Annotated in this window: 9 protein-coding genes; 2 read left to right on the plus strand and 7 right to left on the minus strand. The window is 63.3% G+C overall.

Annotated features, from left to right (window positions below):
- On the minus strand, window positions 1-987 hold a 987-nt coding region (locus tag B7R93_RS04935; RefSeq protein ID WP_232798031.1), incomplete at its 3' end, for an MFS transporter.
- Between the two features lie 725 nt (window positions 988-1,712).
- On the opposite strand from B7R93_RS04935, the gene B7R93_RS04940 reads away from it, so the two are divergent.
- Window positions 1,713-2,168 carry a hypothetical protein gene (locus B7R93_RS04940; RefSeq protein ID WP_103019705.1) on the plus strand — a complete coding sequence of 152 codons (456 nt, stop codon included), beginning with the start codon at window positions 1,713-1,715 and terminating at the stop codon, window positions 2,166-2,168.
- A gap of 264 nt (window positions 2,169-2,432) precedes the next feature.
- Here the strand turns inward: B7R93_RS04940 and B7R93_RS04945 are convergent, their stop codons facing one another.
- The 3 genes from B7R93_RS04945 to B7R93_RS04955 form a co-directional block, all read right to left on the minus strand.
- A complete protein-coding gene (locus tag B7R93_RS04945; protein ID WP_232798033.1) occupies window positions 2,433-4,022 on the minus strand; it encodes a RagB/SusD family nutrient uptake outer membrane protein in 1,590 nt (529 codons plus the stop codon).
- Between the two features lie 53 nt (window positions 4,023-4,075).
- Window positions 4,076-7,093 (minus strand): SusC/RagA family TonB-linked outer membrane protein, encoded by a 3,018-nt coding sequence (locus tag B7R93_RS04950; protein WP_232798035.1) that lies wholly within the window; start codon window positions 7,091-7,093, stop codon window positions 4,076-4,078.
- 133 nt (window positions 7,094-7,226) lie between these two features.
- The gene (locus B7R93_RS04955) at window positions 7,227-8,309 is read right to left on the minus strand and encodes a LacI family DNA-binding transcriptional regulator (protein WP_103019707.1); all 1,083 of its coding nucleotides are present in this window, start codon (window positions 8,307-8,309) and stop codon (window positions 7,227-7,229) included.
- 716 nt (window positions 8,310-9,025) lie between these two features.
- Here B7R93_RS04955 and B7R93_RS04960 point away from each other — a divergent pair.
- Window positions 9,026-10,603: a sodium:solute symporter gene (locus tag B7R93_RS04960; RefSeq protein WP_232798036.1), complete on the plus strand. Its 1,578-nt coding sequence runs from the start codon at window positions 9,026-9,028 to the stop codon at window positions 10,601-10,603.
- Window positions 10,604-10,865: 262 nt separating this feature from the next.
- Here B7R93_RS04960 and B7R93_RS04965 read toward each other — a convergent pair whose 3' ends face one another.
- The 3 genes from B7R93_RS04965 to B7R93_RS04975 all read right to left on the minus strand — a co-directional run bounded on the left by B7R93_RS04965 (window position 10,866) and on the right by B7R93_RS04975 (window position 20,221).
- The gene (locus tag B7R93_RS04965) at window positions 10,866-15,026 is read right to left on the minus strand and encodes a PAS domain S-box protein (RefSeq protein ID WP_103019708.1); all 4,161 of its coding nucleotides are present in this window, start codon (window positions 15,024-15,026) and stop codon (window positions 10,866-10,868) included.
- A gap of 389 nt (window positions 15,027-15,415) precedes the next feature.
- Window positions 15,416-17,185 carry a fibronectin type III domain-containing protein gene (locus B7R93_RS04970; protein WP_103019709.1) on the minus strand — a complete coding sequence of 590 codons (1,770 nt, stop codon included), beginning with the start codon at window positions 17,183-17,185 and terminating at the stop codon, window positions 15,416-15,418.
- 105 nt (window positions 17,186-17,290) lie between these two features.
- Window positions 17,291-20,221: a TonB-dependent receptor gene (locus B7R93_RS04975; RefSeq protein ID WP_103019710.1), complete on the minus strand. Its 2,931-nt coding sequence runs from the start codon at window positions 20,219-20,221 to the stop codon at window positions 17,291-17,293.
- Window positions 20,222-20,281: the final 60 nt, after the last annotated feature.

Genomic DNA, 20,281 nt, shown 5'->3' on the forward strand with positions numbered 1-20,281 from the left:
AAGGACGAAGCCGAGGCCGGCGCTCACCACGAGCAGCGCACCGGTCCCCCGTTCCGCCACCGGCAAAAAGACGGCGGCCAGCCCGGCCAGTGCGACCAGCGCGCCGGCAAGGACCCGCTCCGTGCCGTCCTGGTCGGAGAGGCGCCCCCCTACATACTGCCCCGCGATGCCCACCGCCAGCAGCCCAGCGTAAACGTACCGGCCCGTCGACACGTCGATGGGCAGGTCGACCGTTACCAGCGGCGTAAGCAGGTCCGGCAGGAAGGTCAGCACGCCGCGGTAGTAGAGCCCTGAGAGAGCCACGAGCACGAAGACCCCCGCAAACCCCGATGCGAAGAGGTGCCGGGTTTCCGCCCCCAGCGCAGCGAGCCCCTCCTTCTCGGAGGAAGGCGACGACGCGTCCTTCCCCGTGGCGCCGTGCGTTCCGACAGCCGCGGTCTCGTCGACGGAGGCCCGCCACGCCGCAACCGCCGCGACGAGGGCGGGCAGGCCGAGCAGCATCGCCACCGTCGCCCAGTCGAGCGCGAGCAGCAGGAGGGCCGTGACGAGCGGCCCCCCCGCGATGCCCACGTTGCCCGCGATCCCGTGGTAGGCCAGGGCCCGTCCCCGCCGTCGCACGCCCGTGCTGATGAGCGCAAGCCCCGCGGGGTGATACACGCTGGCCGCCGCCCCCCATGCCAGCAGCGCCGTCCCGAGCCCCCACACCCCTGGCAGAAGGCCCAACAGCACGAACGCGCCCCCCATCCCCACGAGCCCTCCGGCAATGAGCCGCCGCGCCCCGAAGCGGTCCACAAGAATACCGCCTGGCAGCGCCCCGGCCCCGAAGAGAAAATACCCGCTTCCCACGATGGCCCCCAGGGTTGCCTCCGCCATCCCCAACTCTGCGAGCCACACGGTCATGAAGATCGGGATCGACAGCTCGTAGGTGTGGACCAGCCCGTGGCCCGTCGTTACGAGTGCGATAATGGAGCGGTCGTTGGCGTTCATCGAGGCAGAAATGGGGCGGAGAGATTCAGTGGAGCTCTGCTCACCCGCCAAGGGGAGCGAGAGAGAGCGGGCGATTCGTGTTGCGTGGGACGTATTGCGTACAGGCGTCTCGCGATCCACGGTACAGAACACGAAAGGCGAACCACGCACCCTCCCCACAGCCCTCGCAGTACCGGCCTCGCGTCCCAGGTCTACGTCCGAGAGTACCCCCAGTCGATGCCCATCGGCAGGGCGGGCGGATCGGCCCCGGAACGCCTCCCCCCATGTCACGATCCGAGCGGGCGACTGATCGAACAGCCACTCGGCCGCGGCGGGAGCGCCCCAAAAATTCAGAAGGCGGCTGTGTGCAGGAAACGGAAAACGCCTCCTCCCTCTTTTTCGTCTAGCATCATTTACGTAAAACAACCCTTCTCTCGGTCCTGCGGTGTCGCTTTTGTCTTGGTGCCACGGAGACGAAGCGGCCACGACCACACGGGACGTCCTGGAAAGGGCCCCTTCGGCTCGCTCTCTCCTCCGGTCGTCGGTCACGTAGAATCACGCGTCCCCTGAGCCCTCATGCTTGTCGTGGAGAGCATCGCACAGCCCGGCCTGGGGCATACACTCCGGGTCCCGGGGCGTTCGTGGCCCCGCGGATCGCATGGAGGCGAACAGGGTACCATGAAAAGGAATCATGTTCGACCTGTGTGCTTCCCTCTACGTTTTTGTCCTCAACGCCAGTCCCCGTCATGCGACACCGTCTGCTCACTCTTCTCGTTGCCGGGGTGGTCGCCCTTTTCGCCCCCACGGCCGCCGCACAGTCTTCGAACATCGAAACGATCGAGGGCTCAAATCCCGGGGAGGAGATGACCCTTACCATCACGCCTCACGTTCTGAACGACGACGTATCGGCCCGCGCCGTCGGGATCGACAGTCCCGGCGGCACCCGCTGGGCCCTCACGCTCATCGGCATCCGCCGGGCGGACTCCGTCGGGCTTTCCTTGGGAGACGAGACGCTTCCCATCGAAGACATCAGCCGCCCCGGAGAGGACGAGGTGGGGCCCACCCGGGTGTACCTGTCGCAGAAGACGTTCCTCACGGCGGCCGAGCAGGATGGGGTACACCTCCACGTGGGCGACGCCACGCTGTCCCTCCCCGCCTCGATGCGCACCGACATGCAGCGAATCTTCGACGCCGTCCTCTGACGCCACGCTCGGGCGCTAAAGAGCCGGCCGGCCCTGAATCGGCGGTCGGGCGAATGCAGACTTTGCTGTAGGACTCGGGCATCGGGCCGGGATTGTGAACGGCTACCCATCGACGGCCTGAACGCCATCGACGCGTTCCGGATCGACGATCTGGAGGAGGCCTCAAAAACAAATGGAGGCGAGCCGACACCGGGCCGACTCGCCTCCATCACGTAGTTTCAAGACCGATGGAATGCTTCCCTCTCTACGACAGTGAGCCACCCATCAGCTCCCATCATATCCTGGATTCTGCTCCAGGTTGTCGTTGACCTGGAGTTGAGATTCTGGAATGGGATACAGGTCGCGGAAGCCCGGCGTGGTGGTTCCGTCAATGTCGCCTCCTTTGCCCGCCCACGTTCCGTTCTCCGTGAACTGGTTGGACCGAATTAGGTCGGAACGGCGGTGTCCCTCCCAGATCAGTTCGCGGCTTCGTTCATCCAAGACGAATTCGGGCGTGAGCTCACCGGAGGTAATGGTTCCGCTCTGATCCCCGTAGGCCCGCTCACGAAGGTCGTTCACGAGGCCCACTGCCTTGCTCATGCTCCCATTTCCGGCCCCGCGGGCCACGGCCTCGGCATACATCAAGTACGCGTCCGCGAGCCGAAACATCGGGTAGTCTGTGTCCGGGAAGGTACTGTTCGCCCCCGTCTCCCCCTCCGTAGTGATGTTTTGGTATTTCGGCAGGGCGTATCCGTCCGTGAATTCTGTGAGACTGCCAATCTCCTTGGATTGGCCCTGCGTGAAGAAGATGGCCCGGGCGTCCACGTCCGTCGAGTCCGTCGGGTAGCGTCCCACGACATTCGACGTCGTGCGAAGCCCCCACCACCCACCGCCGAAGCCGTATGTCCCAGCACTCATGGTTCCTCCGCCAATGGCGGCATGACCGAGGAAGGTCGTGCCCCCGAACGTGCGTGTTTGTTCTCCGTCCTGCGGCACAGCGAAGATGATTTCCGGCGACGTATGGTTGTCGGCCTTAAAGTTGTGCATGTACTCATCCGCAAGCTCGTAGCCGGAGCCGATAATTTTGTCGGTGTACGTGACCACGTCCTCGTAGCGGGCCTCTCCAACGTATACTTCGGCGTTGAGGTACAGCTTGGACAGCACCATCCATACCGCCGCCTGATCCGCTCGGCCGTACTCCGCGCTGCCGGGCGCGGGCAGCCGAGCCTCAATGTCCAGGAGCTCCTGTTCGACAAAGTTGAACACCTCTTCTCGCGTGTTCGACGTCGGGGACTGAAGCCCAATCTCGTCCTCCTCCGTCACGATGGGCATTCCGCCAAATAGGTCCACCCCGTGCCAGTAACTAAGCGCGCGCAGGAACCGTGCCTCGGCCCGGAATTGCTGTATACGCTGCCGCATGTCTTCCGCCACTCCCCGTTCGTTCAGCTTTGCCTCCGTCGTCTGCCGGAGAAACTCGTTGACCATCGAGGCCTGGAAGAAGATGCGGTTGTACATGGCCTCGACGAAGGGATTGTCCGGGGTCCACTGTTGTTCATTGAGGGGTTGGATTCCCTCGTCGCCCCAAGCGAGGACCGCTTCGTCCGTCGGGAGCTCTTGGAGTTGCCAGTACGCCCGAACGTACTGGGAAAACCCCTCATCGATGAGCTCAAGGTCCGGATTGCCCGCCGGACCGTCCTGTCCCGTCAGGACCAATCCCCCGTACAGCTTCCCGAGGAAGGCCCGGTACGAAGATTCATCTTGGAAGGCCGTCTCTGGAGAGGCGGAGCTTTGCGGCTCCACCCCGGCATCACATCCGATCAGCCCAACGGCCAGGACCATGAACAAAACGGCTCGAAGCGCTCGCTTGATAGACATAGTTTGATCGGTTTTGGGCATTTCGTACGGAGGATTTCAGTTCTGCGGAGAGACTAAAACTGGACATCCAGGCCTCCCGTGACGGTCCGTGTCCGGGGGAAGACATCGTTGTCAATCCCGACCCCACTCGTCTCTCCAATTTCGGGCTCCGGACCGCTGTAGCCGCTCAGCACGAAGACATTGCTCACACTTCCGTATAGACGGAGCCGATCGACGCCAGGAATCCGGTCGAAGCTATACCCCAGCGTGATGTTGTCCATCTTCAGGAAAGAGGCATCCTCCACGTAGTGGTCGGAAAAATACTGGGGCTGATCGAAATTCGTCTCCAACACCGACTCGTGGAGGTTCGAAGGCGCGAATTCGTCCGCACGATTGTACGTCCCTAGGTTGGACGCAATGTTGTTGTACACGTGGTTTCCGAGCTGAGCCCGGAGAGAGAAGCTCACATCAAAGCCATCGTACCGCACCTGGGAGGTATGCCCAAACGTCCAGTCGGGCTGGGGGCTCTTGTAGGCCGTGCGGTCTTCGGACGTGACCTCGCCGTCCCCGCTCGTGTCCTTGTACATGTCCGCCAAGTTGACCTCTCCGTCCCCGTTGTGGTCCACGTTGTCAGTCAGGGGGTCGCCATTCTCATCCGTCTTGTGACGGAATACGTAGAAGGAATTGACCGGCTCTCCCTCTTGGAGGATTTGGACCTGGTTCCCAACCCCTCCACTGATTCCTCCGGTCCGAACCCCGGAGCTGAAGTTCGTGAGCTTCGTGAGTTCGTTGTCGTTCGTGGAGGCGTTGAACCGCGCGTTGTAGGAGAAGTCCTCGGTTTCGTAGACGGCGGCGTCTACGCTGAACTCAATTCCTGTATTCCGGACGGATCCTACGTTCGTCAGCACCTGATCCGACAGGTTGGCGCCGGCCGGGACGATGCTCGAGAACAGCAGGTCGTTGGTCTCCTTTCTGTAATACTCGACCGACCCCGTAATGCGCCCCTCGAAGAGCCCGTAGTCGGCCCCAATGTTGTAGGAGGTCGTCTCCTCCCACTTCAGGTTCTGATCCACGGCGCTTGGACGGATGGTCGTGAGGAACTCATCGCCAAACTGGACCCGCGCTCGTTGATTGCTTAGCTCGAAGAGACGCGAATACTGGAAGTCGCCGATCTCCTGGTTTCCGGTAATGCCCCAGGACCCTCGAATTTTGAGGCTCGTGAGCGTTTCGGAGAACGGCTCCATGAAGTCCTCATTGTGAACGCGCCAGGCGACGGCCGCGGAGGGAAAGGTCCCCCACCGGTTTTCAGGGCTAAACCGGGACGATCCGTCTCGTCGGACCGTGGCCGTAAGCACGTACTTGTTGGCCAGCGTGTAATTGACGCGACCGAAGCCGGAGATCAGGCGGCTGGGGGTCTCACTAACGAAGGTATTCACCTCAGAGGCAGGGAGCGTGCTGTTCTCTCCGAGCAGATTCGAGGACAAACCAGACGCCGAGATCTCCGGAAATTTGTTCAGGTCGTCCTGATACGAATACCCTGCCGTGACGTCTACCTGACTGCTGAGACCCTCAAACTCGTTTTGGTAATTGAGCGTCGCGTCCAGCAGTCGCGTGAACCGGGTAAAGTTCGCCCGGTCCACCTGGCCCGGATTCGCGGCTTCGACCTGCCCTCGCTCGTTGGTCGGAATGAACCGCTGCCGCTCTCCCGTCGATACGTCGTAGCCCAGATTCACGTCGGCACTGATTCCGTCCACGAACGCCGGGTCGTAGGTAAACTTGAAGTTTCCGACGCTCCGGTACGTATCCCCCGTTTCGTCCTGCAGATCGAGTGTCGCGACGGGGTTGTTCTCTGCTTCGTTTGAGAATTCCCTCCACTCAAAGTACCCCGTCTGCTCGTTGCGTTCGGAAACCACCGGCTGCGTGGGGGCAAAAACGGCGGCCGTCTCAATGACGCTCGGCGCGTACTGATCGTCCGTTCTCGATCCCCGAACGTTGATGTCGAGGTCGAGCCGGTCGTCGAGAAACGGGCGATTGTACTTCACGGAGGCGTTTACCCGCTGGGTCTCAGACGTCCTCAACACGCCTTCCTCGTTCTGGTACCCGAGCGCGATTCGGTATCGATCCCCTTGTTCAGACCCTCCCGAAAAACTCAAAGAGTGCTGCTGACCGAGTGCTCGCTCGAAGATCTCGTCCTGCCAGTTTGTATTGGCGTCCCCAAGATCGCCCGTCAGATTCGGAAACTGCTCACTGATGACCTCGCGGTATTGCCGGGCGCCTAGAACGTTTCGGGTTCCCGTTGTATTGGTGGACGATACCGATCCACTGTAGGAGATTCGGGTCTGCTCACCGTCCCCCTGTTTGGTCGTGATCAGGACCACCCCATTTGCCCCACGGGCTCCGTAGATGGCCGCGGCGGATGCGTCCTTCAGAACCGTGATGTCCTGTATTTCATTCGGGTTCAGAAAATTGAGGGGGTTTCGCCCTTCCGAAAGGCCACCAGGGCTGTGTGGAGTGTCATTCAGCGGAACACCGTCGATCACGAAGAGGGGCCGGTTACTGGCGTTTATGGAGGTGCCTCCCCGAATCCGAATAAACGTCTGTCCGCCCGGCCGTCCCGAGTTGGACTTGATGTTCAGACCAGCAACCTTCCCCTGTAAGAGTCGGTCCGCGCTGACCGTGGGCACTTTGTTGAAGTCCTCACTACTGACCTTATTCACGACGCCCGTCACGTCGCCCTGCTCCTGCTGTCCATACCCGACGACCACCAGCTCGTCGATCTGCTGGGCGGCCGGGGCCAGGGCCACGTCAACCGTCGTGCGCCCCGCGATGGCGACGGCCCGTGACTGAAACCCGACAAATGAGAAGCGCAGCGAGTCCGTGTCAACGGGCACCGCCAGGCTGTACTGCCCCTGGGGCCCCGTGGCCGTCCCGACGGTGCTGCCCGGCACAGACACATTCGCGCCCGGCAGTGGCGAGTTGTCGTCCGCCGATGTGACAGTGCCACGAATCTGTTGCTCCTGCGCATGGGCCGTCCCCACACAGAGGGCCAGGCCCAAGACCGCGAGCGTCAGGATCGAGTGTCGGCATTTCATAAGTCGGATGTTGGGTCGGTGATTCAGGATCGGATCAGGGGGACAGCCGCCTCGTCGGTCCCTGGAAGTAAGCGCTTACACGAAAGCGCTTACATTGAAACAAAAAAGCCAGTGTCCTGGGGGGCATCGTTCCTCACGCCTCTCTCCACGTGAAGCCGGCCGATGCGGCTTCCTGTTCGGGATGGCCGCCGCACGTCCGCCGCACGACGAGTTCCGGGGAGAACACGGTGCTCGACACCGGTCCCGCGTCCGTATCGTCGATGCGTCGCAGGAGCGTTCGGGCCGCCCGGGCGCCCATCGTGCGGGCGGGCTGGCGGAGCGTCGTGAGCCCGGCACACCGGCTCAGCTCAAGATCGTCGAACCCGACGATCGCGAGGTCCTCCGGCACGCGGAGGCCCTGTTTCCGAACGGCTTCCATGGCCCCCAGTGCCTGCATGTCCGACGCGGCGAACACCGCGTCCGGCCGGGGATCGCGCTCAAGAAGGGTCTTCATGGCCCGGTAGCCGCCCTTTTCGGAAAACGCGAATGGCCGTTCGTTGCTCGCAGCGATCAGGTCGTCCCGCACCGTCCGGCCGTCGTCCCGCAGTGCCTGTTCGTAGCCTTTTCGTCGGGCACGGGCCGGAGGCGGGTCGTACTCTACGGTGATGTGCCCGATGCGCTCGTGCCCCAGGTCGATCAGGTGCTGCGTCGCCTTGTATCCTCCCTCTTGGCTGTCCACGACGAACGACTCGAACTGTGGATGGTCGCCATCCGCGAGAACGACCGCCCGGTTGGTCTCCGCCAGGCGATCGGCCCATTCGCCCGTCAGCGGCATCGAGAGCAAAAAAATACCGTCGTTTCGTCCAGGCTGGAGCGCCCGAGCCATGTACGTGTTGAGGGACTCCGGATCGGGCTGCTCATGAATGCGGTCCTGAGGGTTCGCGGGCGCATGAATCGTGAGATCCATGTCCCGGTCCGCGAGGGCGTGCTGGATGCCCCGCATCACGTGCATGTAGAAGTAGTTTGCCACGACCGGCGCCACGACCGCAATCTGGTTCGTGTGCTGTCGCGCCAGGTTCTGTGCCGAAGCATGGGGCCGGTAGTTTAGGGCCGTCGCGGCGTCGAGTACATGCTGCCGCGTGTCTTCACTGACCCCGGATTCGTCGTTGAAGACCCGAGACACCGTCGCCGTCGACACGTCCGCACGCTCCGCGATGTCGTAAATGGTTGTCGACACGGATGAACTGGACGGAACATGGTGCAAGGTTTGATTTCGTAAGCGCTTACACCGTAATACTTTCATAATGCAATGTCAAGTCGAAGCGCTTCTACAGTTTTGCGAGCCGCGTGTGGGCCGTCTCCGATTTGCGGTTTTCTAGGCGGGCGGGCAAAGCAATTTCTAAAAGCTGTCATTCCGAGCGGAACGCTGGGAGCAAGGGCGACCGCATGCTCCTGAGGGACGAAGCGAAGTCGAGGTACTGGGAGCGCAGTGCCCGAGTGCTCCTGGAGTGAATCTCTCAGTACACTGACAAAACCGGCCTCTACGGGCGGTTTCCGCCCGGTCCAACGAGATTTCCAGAGGATGACCCTGCGACGGAAGAGTCTCCTTGAAGAGCGCGGAATCTGCAGAAAAAGGCACGTTGTCCCGGGTCTTCTCTCCGCTGACACCAGAGAGCTCCTTCGACGTCGCTCCGCCCAGGATGACCTCTGCTCAGAAGTTTTGTCGTGTGGTGTGGCACTGCCTGCATCGGGGCGTGTGCTGTGGAGGCAAGGAGGACGCCGTTCTTTTTTCGTCTTGCGTCCCTTCGTCGCCCTTGCTACTTTTTCGAAACCGCTTACATCGGCAGCACAACCGCATGGGAGTTTCCTCGGCGGGTGACGGATCGCCCCTGCCGCAGCGTGTAGTGCCCCCCCAGACGCCTCCTCTGAGTTTCCCGACTCTCATCCCGTCCCATGTCCCCCGACTTTCCGCTTGCAACTCTGGACCTGGCCATCATCGTCGGGTATTTCGCCCTTGTTGCGATCATCGGGTACGTCGTGGCCCAGCGCGTGGAGAGCGGGGAGGACCTCTTTTTGGCCGGGCGCACGCTCGCATGGGGCACCATCGGGTTTTCGCTCTTCGCGTCGAACATTTCGAGCACCACGATGATCGGACTCGCGGGGGATGCCTACCGCACGGGCATCGCGGTGTCGAACTACGAGTGGATGGCCGGCGTGGTGCTCGTGTTTATCGCTGTCTTTTTCGTGCCTTTCTTCATCCGGTCGGGCCTTACCACCATTCCGGAATACCTGGAGAAGCGGTTTGACGTCCGCTCCCGGAAATACTTCTCGGGGCTTACGATCTTTACGAGCGTCATTATCGACGCGGCAGGGGGGGTGTACGCGGGGACCGTCGTACTGCGCACCTTCTTCCCGGAGTTGCCGTTCGTGCCCACAGCCCTCGGCCTCGCCCTCGTCGCGGGTGTGTACACGGCGGCGGGCGGCCTCGCCGCGGTCGTCTACACCGACATCCTGCAGGCCATCATCCTGCTGATCGGCTCCACGTTCATCGCCGGCATCACGTTCGCCGAGTTCAACTTCTCGTGGGCAAACGCCACGGCGCAGTTGCCGGAAAACCACCTGTCGCTCATGCGGCCGATGGACGCGGAGGGCCTGCCCTGGCTCGGCACGCTCGTGGGGGTGCCCATTCTCGGCTTCTACTACTGGGGCCTCAACCAGTACATCGTGCAGCGCATCCTGGGTGGGCGCGACCTGAATCATGCCCGGTGGGGGGCCATGCTCGGAGGGATTCTGAAGCTGCTGCCGCTCTTCATCATGGTGCTGCCCGGAGCGTTCGCGCTGCAGCTGTATCCCGACCTTGGCAACCCCGACCAGGTCTTTCCCACGCTCGTGACGGACCTGCTCCCGGTGGGCGTTGTGGGGATCGTGATGGCCGGCCTCATCGCCGCCATCATGTCCACCATCGACTCCACGCTCAACTCGGCCTCCACCCTGGTCACAATCGACTTCATCAAGCCCGGCCGCGAGGACGTGTCGCCCGAAGAAACGGGGCGCATCGGGCGTGTCACTACCCTCGTGCTTATGCTCGTGGCGGCGGCCTGGGCCCCCATGATCCGCTACTTCCCGGGCCTCTGGAGCTACATCCAGTCTGTCTTGTCGTACCTGGTCCCGCCCGTCGTGGCCGTCTTTTTGCTCGGCGTATTCTGGCCACGCACGAATGCGAACGGGGCGTTTGCCACCCTGGTTGGGGGCCACGCGCTTTCGCTCACCGCCTTCGTCCTGAGCCAAATAGGGGTCATCGACCTGCACTTCACGATCATCGCCGGCCTCCTCACAGCCCTCTGCGTTGGGCTCCTCGTGGTCACCTCGCTTGCCCTGGGCGACGCTCCCGCCGAGGCAAAGACCGACGGCCTCACCTGGGCACATCGTGCATTCGAGACGGGCCCGGCGATGACCTGGTACAAAAACTACCGGATCCACGCGGCCACGGTGCTCGGCCTGACGGCAGTCATGCTCGTCGTCTTCTGGTAGCGGCCGTCGTTCCGCGTCGCTTCTTGGCCGTCGGAGCAGACCGGTAGACACAACGCCGGCCCCTTTTTACGTCAGCGGCCGATTACGTCAGCGGCCGAAGCCCTGGGCCCAGTGGCCGGGGCTCCGGTCCCTTTGCCGAATCGGGCGCGCCTTTCATTGCGAGCCCGGTCGAAGCGCGTCCCCTCCCGAGCGATTGCCCATGGCCGCAACGGCCTGGGAGACGGACGGGCCGGCCGCCCCGTTTCCCGGTGCAGTGCGCACCTTATCCTCCCCGGGTGGTCGCTGGCAATCGGACGGTAAATCGGCTCCCCTCCCCCTTCTCGGTATCCACCTCAATCGTTCCGTTCATCTCTTCGGTCGTCTTTTTCGTCACCGCCAGCCCCACCCCCGTGCCCTCATATCGACGGCTGAACCCCTCGGACGCCTGTCGAAACGGGTCGAAGAGGACCTCGGCCACCTCCGGGTCCATTCCGATGCCGGTGTCTTCCACCTCCAGCCGGACCCCCTCTTCTCCCCGATCGGTCCGTACCCAAACGGTTCCGCCATCCTTCGTGTATTTGATCGCGTTGGAGAGCAGGTTCCGCATTATAATTTGCACCCCTCCCTCGTCGGCCTCCGCCCGAGCGCTTCTCGCCTCCACCCGCAGGTCAATGTCTTTCTCTCGGGCCTTCGGAGCAAGTTCCTCCACGGCCCGCCGGGCCTCGGTGGCCAGCGCAACCGGTTCGGCGTCGAGCTCTAACTGCCCCGACTCCAACTTTGAAAGGTTCAGCACCCGCTCGAGTGTGCCGAGCAGACGCTTCCCGCTTTGTTCAATCCGGTCGGCACAGTCGGGCAGCGGGCTGCCCATCGGCAGGTCAATCTCGGTGGCCTCCGTGCCGGCCACCTCGGCAAACCCGATGATCGAAGTCAAGGGGGTCCGGATCTCATGGCTCATGTTTGCGAGCAGGGCCGACTTCATGCGGCTCGCCTCCTCGGCCTCCTCCTTCGCGTCACGGAGGTCCGCCTCCCGCTCCAGACGATTAAGGACGAGGGAGGCGTACCCGGACAGCACCTCAATCAGGCGAAGATTGAACGGATCGAAGGCCTCGACCTTCGTCCTCCCGATGACCACGACGCCCCGTTGTCCGATGGGAACCGCAGCGGCAGTGCGAAGCTTTCCGTACTCAACGTCGTTGTCGAGGGCCCTCACGTCCTCCGCCACAACCGTATCGCCGGCACGTAGGGCCCGCGCCGAGAGGCTCCCTCCGCCCTTCGACCGACGCTCGGGCGAAGGCACCCCCAGCGCATACTCAGCCGTGGTCTGATCCGGGACGATGCTCTTCCCGTCCACGAATCCCGTGCTGCGGAGAGCGTAGTCGAAAATATTCCCAAGCAGCTCGTGAATGCGGGCAGACACCTCCTTCCGATCTTCGGCGGGGAGGAGACGGCGGGTGGCTTCGTAGAGGGCCTCAATCTTATCTCGACGCGCACGGAGGGCCTTCTCCTGCTCGAGCTCGTCGAGAACCACCGCCGCGTAGCTTCCAAGCACTTCTACCATGTGTCGGTCGAACGACCCGATTGCCTCGGGCTCCTGGGAGGCAACCGTGAGGGTGCCGTGCCGCCCCATCGGCACCACGACCCCGGATTGGAGGTTGCCGTAGTGGCTGGGGCGGGAATTCTGGGGGGCTTCGTCCTCGCGCCTCACCCCCACGTCCTCAATCAAAAGCGTCTCGCCGGACCGATACGCCTCGGCGACGGGGCTCCGGCCGTCCACACGGAACGCCGGACGCTCGGGCACAAACTCGAAGTTCGTCTCGGACACGTGGCCCACCACCAGGTCCCCGTCCTCCACGAAGCGCACCGATACGGCCTGGTAGCCAAGGGCCGTCCGGATGAGGCGAACGAGCACCTGCCCCACGGCCTCCTCGCTGGACGCCCGGATGAGGCGATCGGCCGTCTCGTACAGTGCCTCGATCTTGTCCTGCCGTTCGCGAAGGACCCGTTCGCGTCGCTTCTGCTCGGTCACATCGGTCGCGTGGCCGACGAGCTGCTGCACGTCTCCCTCCATCATCACCGGCGCAATCCGGGTCCTCCAGTAGGTGATGTTTCCTTCGAGGGGAATTTTCTCCTCGTATTGCAGGGCCTCGCCCCGACGCACGCACGTCTCACACTTCGCCTCCATAAACCCCCCGAACTTCTCTCCGAAGATCTCACGGGGAGATCGCCCGGTCACACTTTCCGCAACGCGCCCAAACTTCTCCTCGTAGGCCGGGTTGACGCGCTCAATACGAAACTCGCCGCCGTCCCCCTGAACGTCGAGTAGGAAGAGGGGCTCCTGCGCGTTTTGGAACAGCGTCTCGGTCTGTTGGAGGCGATGCTCCCGCTCCTTTCGCTCGGTGATGTCGCGGATCGTTCCCCGGACGCAGACCACCTCCCCTCCGTCTCGCTGCGGTTCCCCCCGATCACGCACCCACCGCTCCGTGCCCTCATCGGTCCGCAGGCGCAGCTCAAGGTCGTACGGCTCCCCCTCCTCCACGGCCCGGGTGACGGCCTCCTCGAGGGCGTTCTGGTCCTCGGGGTAATACTGTGCGAAGGCCTCTTCGGCCGTAAGCTCGTCCTCCACCGGGTGGTCGTGGATGCGGGAGGTCTGACGGGTGCCCCGGAAGTCGCCCGTCTTCGCGTCGTACTCCCACGCTCCAACATTGGCAATCTCTTGGGCCCGCTCGAACAGGTCGTTCTGGCGCTCCAGTTCCTCCTTGCGGCGCTTCCGCTCGGTGATGTCTGTCGCGTGGCCGACAATTTGTTGGACCTCCCCGTCCACGCGCACCGGTGCAATTCGTGTAAGCCAGTAGGTCGTTCCTCCGTCTAGGTCAATCTCTTCCTCGTACTCGAGGGATTTGGACTGCCGGGCGCACACCCGACACCGGGCCTCCATGAACTGCCCGGATTGTTCCCCGATGACCGATTGGGGCGAACGTCCCCGCACCTCTTCTGCGGTGCGTCCAAGCTGTTGCTCGTAGGCGGGGTTCACACGCCGGTACGCAACCCCAATTTCTTCCTCTGTCCGCTGGACATCGAGAAGAAAAAGCGCATCCTGTGCGTTCTGAAACAGGGCCTCGGTTTGCTGGAGCCGACGCTCCCGTTCTTTTCGGTCACTGACATCGCGGCCAATGCCCACCACCTGACGCCCCCCCTCCGGGTGCTCGATCGAGTTGCCGACAAACTCGTAGACGACGGTCGTCCCGTCCCGGCGCAGAAGCGGGACTTCAACCTGCGCACTGCCGGCCGCGAACACTTCCGAAATCGTGCGTGCCAATCGCTCCTGGTCGTCCTCGGGCACAAAGTCGAGGGCACTCATCTCTGCAATCTCTTCGTCCGAGTAGCCGGTCACCTCGGCGGCGCGCTGATTCCACCGCTGGGGCTGAGCCTCTTCGTCGAGCGCAAAGAAGAGGTCGTCGATGTCATCGAGCAGTCGGTCGGTGTACTCCCGATAACGTTCAAGCGTCTGTCGGCCTTGCTCTCGCTCGGTTACGTCGCGGGACGAGACGACCAGCGCTTCGACCTGTTCTTTGGCGGTTTGCCCCTCCCCAGTCATGGGTCGAATCGTCCCTTCCACCCAGTAGGCCCGCCCCTCCCCGTCTGTCGACCCTGCTTCGTACTCTACGTACTCTCCCTCGGCGGCTCGTTCCACCCACTCGCGCACGTCGTCCCGGTCCTCCTCGTCCCACCAGGGGGTTTCCCAGAACAGCTGCCCGATGACCTCGTCTTTTTCGGCCTCAACGTAGCGGAGCGACGTCTCGTTGGCCTCCAGCAGTGTCCCGTCGGTTCCGAGCACCCCCACCATCATGCTCGGGTCCTGCAGGATTGCCTCGAATCGGCGGGACATTTCTTGCCGCTCCAGGGCAAGACGCTCGTGCTGGTGGGCGCGGCGACGGCGCCCCAGCTTCTCACTGATCATCTGCCGCAGATCGTCCAGTTGACGCTTCTGCGTCTCGGAGAGCGACCGCGGCTCGCGATCCACGACGGAAAAAATGCCGATCGTCGTCCCCTCCGGCGTTCGAATCGGCATCCCGGCGTAAAAGCCCAATTCGCTCTCCTGGGGCAGTGCGCCCGGTCCCGCCTCATTTGCGGCGTCCTCCACCACGAAGAGGCCATCCGTTTCGAGTGCGCGGGTGCACCACGACGCCACGGCACGGCCCTCGGCGCGGCCAAAGCCGGTACGGTCCCTGAGCCACCGCCGGTCGCTGTTCAGAAAAGCCACAAACGCCGTCTCAACATCCAACAGGTCAGCGGCCAGCCGCATCATCCGGCCAAACGCCTCTTCCGCCCGGGCCCCACGAATGTCGTACTGACGGAGAGCCTCGTCTGTCTCTCCCTCCACAGTGTCTTCGAAGATGGGGGCCTCCCCGTTCTGCCCTAAACTCGGAGATGAGAAATCGGTCATGGGGACTCACCTGGAGTCGGAAGAAGCACCGGTGCATCCCCAACATATTGGTTCACGGAAAGTTTAACAACAGCCCTGACCGCCCCTCTCGGGAGGTAGCCTTCGTTTTGGGAGTTGGCTTGCTGATGAGGCTCCCCCCACGGACAGCGACGGAGTTGGGGCAGCCGGGCCCCGATTCTCTGTTGTCCCAGTCACGAGGTGCCTTTCCGGTTTCTGGTCGGTGCTCGACCAATGGACCCGGACGCCCCCAATCAACACGGCGGCGAGGCACGCCCCGGGCGTACGTTTTCGGTGCAATTCGGGGCAGTGCTCCTCGGGTCGGGACCCAGTGTGGTCGTCTCCGGGAATCATCCGTGAGGCCGCGTGGGGAACAGACATCAGGCCCCCAATCAGGGCCGTGCGTACTCGATCGTGTTCTCGTGGGTGCGCTCCGGCATGTCGGCCACGTCGCGTTCGATCATCTCGTTGGGCTCGCTGGGCCGCTTCACGAGGTCGAACGCGTCGTACGGTTCCCCCGTGGCGGTGTAGGACCGAAACGCCAAAGTGTCCCGACTGATGTGGACGACTTGGTAGAGCTGCGTATTCTCGGCGCCGCGCTCCATCTCGATTCCCTCGAACCGCTCCCAGCGGTCCGGCTTGATCTCGTACATCTTCGCCCCGCTCACGGAGTTGACGTAGACGGTCCCACCCTCGGGGGAGCGCGCGCTCACACCCTGCGTCAGGTTTTCCGCCTGGCCTCGGGCGTAGGTGTGGTCGTGGCCCTGCATCACGAGGTCGACGTTGTGCTCGTCGAAGATCGGCCGCCATTCTGTCCGGAGGGCTTCGTTGGTGCGTCCCTCGCCGGACGAAAACATCGGGTGGTGGAAGGTGGCAACGACCCAGCGGATCTCGTCGTCCTGCCGGGCATCCTTGAGCGTCGACCTCAGCCACTCGGTCTGCGTGGCGCGGACGTCCTCGTCGTTGCGGGCGGCCTCCGAGTTGAGGCCGAGGATGCGCATGCCCTGGTGGTCCAGGTAGTAGACCGTCTCCTTGAGGCCCCCCGGCCCGTTCTGCGGCAGTGTAAACTGCGGGCGCCAGTGGACGGACAGCTTCTCCGTGCTCTCCTTCTCCACCTCCATCAGGAACGCGCCGGTGAGCGTGGTGCCGTCCACCGACACGTCCCGGATCGGGTATTCAGTACCGTCCTCGCCGACCAGGGTGGCGGTGTAGTCGGGCGAGCCCTTCTCAATCGTGAGGGTGCCCACGTACTCCCCGTTGTCGACGTTGTAGGCCCAGGTGCCGACCAAGGACGCATCGCTGGACGACGAGGTGGCCTCACTGGTGGCCTCCAGCGGCTCGGGGTTGCCGTCCGGCTCCACGATGGTCCCCGTCATCTCTTGCCCAGAGGCCTCTACCTCCACGTCGAAGGTGTCCCGCGCCGTCCAGTGCTCGTAGCCCTCGTACTCGTGGTTGCCCGGCACGGCGATGTTGGGGATCATGCCCTGGATAAAGCCGCCCCCCTCGTTCCAGTGGCCCCACTCGACGTTGCGGTGGGCGTTGTTGACGAGGTCTCCGGCGTGGAGCATGAAGCTCACGCCGGAGGCATCCGCGTAGGCCTGCCGGACCAGGCGCGACCAGTGGGAGCGCACGTTGTTCTGCGCGTCCCCAAGGTAGATGAAGGAGAAGGGATCCGACCCGTCGGCGGCCGTCTCGGCGTGGATCCACTCGCTCCAGCGGGTGCCGTCGCCGACGCGGTAGGCGTAGAGGGAGTCGGCTTCTAGCCCCTCGAAGGTGACGGAGTGATACTTGGCCGGCACGTTGGCCTGATCCACCTGGTCGGCAGGGAGCGGGGTGGTCTGGGCGGGGACTGTGCGGGCCTCGGTGTAGAAGGAGGGCTCGGCGCGGGCCGGGGCAATCTGGGCCTTCGCGCCGGTGACCGTGGTGTCGGTACGCCAGGTCACGCTGAGGGTGGAGGCCGGGTTCTGGGCCCAGCTCAAGACGATCCGATCCGGGTAGGCACTGGGGGTCGCTGAGGGCAACTCGGAGTGCGAGTGGCCCGTGGCATGGCTGTGGGAATGAGAGGCAGTCCCCGACGTGGCGTCGGTGCACGACACCAGCCCGAAACACAGCGGGACGAGAAGAACGGCGAACACAATGAAGAACGAGGGAGCCTGGCGCATTTGAGAGTAAGGATGGGTCGGAAGAAAACAATCACGCCCCTCCATCCCCGAGACAGGAGGAGGGGCGCGTGACGGCGCGAATGGGCTACGGTGCCGAGGGCCGGGTTAGAACTCCGCCGAGAAGCCGATCGTGACGGTACGGCCACTCAGGAAGTGATAGCCAAGGTTTTCTTCCTGCCCTTCGTACTCCACCTCCGGCTCATTGGTGACGTTCTCGATCTGGACCATCAGGGTCGGCTGCGCCAACACATCGTTGAATTCGTAGCTGGCGTTGACGTCCACCGTGGTGCGCTCCTTCACGTACGTGTCCTCCACCGGGGTGTCGCCCAGGTCCAGCAGGTAGTCACCACGGTAATTTAGCGCGACGCGCGTCTCGAAGCCAGCCTTCTGAAAGTACGGAACGGCGTTGTACACCAGGTCCGCCTGCTCGAAGAACGGGAAGTCGCCCTCACGGCTGGGCACGTCGACCTCCGAGTCGGTCACCGTCAGGTTCGAGTTGAGCCCGAGGCCGTCGAAGGGCGCCGGCAGGAAGACGAACGGCTGCTGGTACGTGGCCTCCAGCCCGAGAATCGTGCCAAGGTCGGCGTTTCGCTCCTGCTCTCGCTGCACCCGATCGAAGGTGCGTCCGTCCCCAAAGGGGTCCTGGACGTTGCGCTCCTCACTCTCGAACTCGTAGATCGGGTTGTCAATCCGCTTGTAAAACCCAGCCACAGACGCCAGCCCGCCACCTTCGAAGTAGTATTCAGCAGTGAGATCGAAATTCATCGCCCGGTAGGGCTCCAGATCCGGGTTGCCCTCGTTGATGCTGGCCCTGAGCTGATTGCCCGTGTCGTTGATCTCCACCTCGCTAAACGACGCTAAGTCGTCGTAGTCCGGGCGGCCGATGGTGTTGGACCAGGCGCCCCGGAATTTGAGATTGTCGCGGGCGTCGAACGTGAGGTGCACGGACGGCAGCACGTCGGTGTAGGCGTTCTCGAAGGTCTCGCTACCAGTCTCGAACTCTCCACCTTCGTCGAACACCAGCTCGAATCGGGTCGAGGAGGTCGACGTATGTTCGAGGCGGACTCCTGCCAGTGCCGTCAGCGCCCCAAATTCGGCCGACGCCATCGCGTATCCCGCGTAGATGCTTTCCTCGTTTTTGGAGTCGTTCTCCGCGTCCTCTTGCGCAACCTCTTCCTCATTGAGGACGAAGGGGCTGTCTGAGTTCCGGCAAGAGCGGTCACCGGAAAAGCGCCGGTTCGACGGAGGGTTGCAGATTTCGTTGAGGAAGTCGCTGATAAAGGCATCGGTGTCGGCAAACGGCATGAGGGAGTTGTCGACCTGAACCGTTTGGACGCGGGGAGCTTGGTAGTCGCCCAGCGTGAGGCTTCCGTCGCCCTCGTAGATGTTTTCGATATCGGCCCCTTTCACTACCTTGTCCCGACGACTGAACTGCCCACCGACCTTGAGGTAGCCCGGGACCTCACTGAGGGTGAACGGCACCTGGACGTCGGTCTTGGCCGAGTAGGTGTTTTCCGTGTTCTCCTCGTATTCGAGGTCGATATCGTTGGCCGTGTAGTTGCTTCCGTCCCGTATGTATCTGGGATTCTCCGGGAAAAAGTCGAAGAGGAAATTAGACATGTCCGCGACGCCAGCGGCCTTTTCGGTTCCCTCTTCAAGCGCAAACTCCCCATCCGGCGAGAAGCCATCGAGCACCCCGCGGGAGTAGGTGCCACTGGCCGACCAGGCAATCGAGTTGTCGAAATCGTGCTCGAATCCGGCACTGGTGCCCCAGAGCGACTCTTCTTCTTCGGTAAAGCTGAGGTCGACCTCTGCGAAGCCCTTGGGAAACCGTGCGCCGTTCTCAAATCCTGCGCCTGCCTCCAGCTCCTCCGGCTGCCCGAGCAAGGCATACTCCATTTCATTGTCGAGCTTCTCTTCGTCGGTATACGTGTAGTAGGGCCGCACGTAGACCGATGTTTGTGCAGAAGGACGCCAGTCGACGCTTGCGTTCAGAGCATATCGGCTTCGCCGGTTGGACTCGACGATCTGTTCCTGGGCCTCCGGAACGTTAGTGGTCGGCAGGCCCTCCTCCAGTGCGTATTCCCAGCTTTCGGCCTTGAGCCCAGAGGTTGTGAAGTCTCGACGGGAGCCGCTCGCGGACACAAGGACGCCGAACTGATCGTCCGCCCCGAACTTGATACCACCAGTCAGGTTGGCGCGGAACGGAGATTTGTTGTCCCGCAGCCCGCTAACCTGCTGGTCGTGGCTGAGTCCACGCACCGAGCCGAAAGCAAACCTTCCGTCGCGGTCGAACGCCGAGAGCGTGGAGATATTGACCGACCCGCCGATGGCATTTCCCGGCATGTCCGGCGTCACCGCCTTCGTGACCTCGACGTTCGATACCATCTCGGCCGGCAGCAGGTCGAGCGCCGTGGCGCGCGACCCCGCAGTGGAAGCCATCGAGTTGCCGTTGAGCGTCACGTTGTTAAGGTTGGCGGCGCTTCCGCGAATCGAGACGAAGCGGCCCTCCGTGCGGTCGTTGCGCATCACGATGCCGGGCAGGCGCTGGACGGCCTCCGCCACGTTTTTCTCCGGCAGGTTGCCGATGTCGTCGGCCGAGAGGGCGTCGACCACGTTCGGGGCCTGTCGTTTCTGATTCACCGACCGCATCTGGCTCTCGCGGAGGCCAGTCACGACGACCTCCCCCGCCTCGGTGACTTCGCTCCGCAGCTCAAGGGTCCGGGTAGCCGTCCGGTCGCCGCGTACCTCCACCGTGACGGTGGTGTCCTGGTAGCTGACGTAGGAGACAACGAGGCGTCGCGTGCCGGTGGGAACCGCGCGAATCTTGAAGCGGCCCTCCGCACCCGTGGAGGCGCCGGTGGACGTGCCATCCACGATCACGTTCGCACCGGGCAGGGGCGTCCCGTCCCCCGCATCGACCACCCGGCCGGCCACGACGCCGGTGGACTGCGCCGCGGCGTTGGGCACGAGCAGCGAGGAGAGAGCAACGAAAAGGAGTGTTAGGAAGAGGATGTATCGACTTTGGTTGGGCATGCGTGGGGGGCGTTGCTGAGGCATGTGCGAGGGATAGGTCCACTGGGAGAACGAGCACCG

The sequence above is a fragment of the Salinibacter altiplanensis genome, assembly GCF_002894645.1.
GTDB classification, from domain to species: Bacteria; Bacteroidota; Rhodothermia; order Rhodothermales; family Salinibacteraceae; genus Salinibacter; species Salinibacter altiplanensis.

Coding starts and splice junctions, on each gene's coding strand:
- B7R93_RS04965 (WP_103019708.1), bottom strand. CDS start 15,026: ATGACCGATTTCTCATCTCCGAGTTTAGGGCAGAACGGGGAGGCCCCC.
- B7R93_RS04945 (WP_232798033.1), bottom strand. CDS start 4,022: ATGTCTATCAAGCGAGCGCTTCGAGCCGTTTTGTTCATGGTCCTGGCC.
- B7R93_RS04950 (WP_232798035.1), bottom strand. CDS start 7,093: ATGAAATGCCGACACTCGATCCTGACGCTCGCGGTCTTGGGCCTGGCC.
- B7R93_RS04975 (WP_103019710.1), bottom strand. CDS start 20,221: ATGCCCAACCAAAGTCGATACATCCTCTTCCTAACACTCCTTTTCGTT.
- B7R93_RS04960 (WP_232798036.1), top strand. CDS start 9,026: ATGTCCCCCGACTTTCCGCTTGCAACTCTGGACCTGGCCATCATCGTC.
- B7R93_RS04940 (WP_103019705.1), top strand. CDS start 1,713: ATGCGACACCGTCTGCTCACTCTTCTCGTTGCCGGGGTGGTCGCCCTT.
- B7R93_RS04970 (WP_103019709.1), bottom strand. CDS start 17,185: ATGCGCCAGGCTCCCTCGTTCTTCATTGTGTTCGCCGTTCTTCTCGTC.